At 33.5% G+C, this 1,174-nt stretch carries 1 protein-coding gene; it reads left to right on the forward strand.

Features of this window, described 5'->3' with window-relative positions; translation table 11 throughout:
- Nucleotides 1–99 precede the first annotated feature (99 nt).
- The gene (locus tag ACW9UN_RS17230; protein WP_459487611.1) at nt 100–969 is read left to right on the forward strand and encodes a cation diffusion facilitator family transporter; all 870 of its coding nucleotides are present in this window, start codon (nt 100–102) and stop codon (nt 967–969) included.
- Nucleotides 970–1,174: the final 205 nt, after the last annotated feature.

Genomic DNA, 1,174 nt, shown 5'->3' on the forward strand with positions numbered 1-1,174 from the left:
CTCGGGAACGCTAAAGTTTTAGTCTAGATAGCTTTTTTTTCGCTAAATTTACGCAACAAACAATACACCAAAACGTTGTGTGCAACCTAAAAAAAACGAATGAATAACGAACAAACTGCAATACGAACAACTTATTTCAGTATAATTGGAAATACGACTTTAGCCTTGATAAAAGGACTTGCGGGATTTTTGGGTAATTCTTATGCGTTAATTGCAGATGCGATTGAATCAACAACAGACATTTTTGCTTCACTTTTAGTTTTATTGGGGTTTAAATATGCCAAACGACCAGCGGACGAAAACCATCCTTACGGACACGGAAAAATTGAACCTTTAATTACATTTGGAGTCGTTACTTTTCTTGTGGTTTCTGCTACAATAATTGCATATGAAAGTATCCAAAACATTCAAACACCTCATAAAATTCCGAAATCTTGGACTTTGATTGTTTTGGGACTAATAATAGTTTGGAAAGAAATCTCTTTTCAAATCGTAATTAGAAAAAGTAAACAAACCAATAGTTCTTCACTTAAAGCAGATGCTTGGCATCATAGAAGTGATGCAATTACTTCGGTAATGGCATTCATTGGAATTTCAATAGCAATAATATTCGGTAATGGCTATGAAACTGCTGATGATTGGGCAGCCTTATTTGCTTCAGCGTTTATCTTATATAACAGTTATTTAATATTAAGACCTGCATTAGGAGAAGTTATGGACGAGCAACTTTATGACGACCTAATACTTGAAATTAGAGAAAAATCAATAGAAGTTAAAGGTGTTTTGGACACGGAAAAATGTTTTATCCGAAAATCAGGAATGAAATATCACGTTGATTTACACGCAATTGTAAATAGTGAAATAACAGTAAAATCAGGGCACGATATTGCACATAAATTAAAGGACTATTTACGAGAAGAAATACCGAATTTAGGACACGTACTAATTCATATTGAACCGAATGAATAAAAGGCAGCACACAACAATGTATATAAAAAATAGGCGAGGCAGTAATAAAATCAAGGGTTTTGGTTCGCATCAAACTTTGTGTTTAACTGAAAGTTTAGTGCTTAGTAATCGCCTACTTTTCATATACTAACCGTTATGTTTTATTGCTCAGGAAAATCTAAACGCAGGAAAAAAATGCTGAACACTCTCTCGCGAATTTTAAAAA

Source organism: Polaribacter litoreus (genome assembly GCF_054584775.1).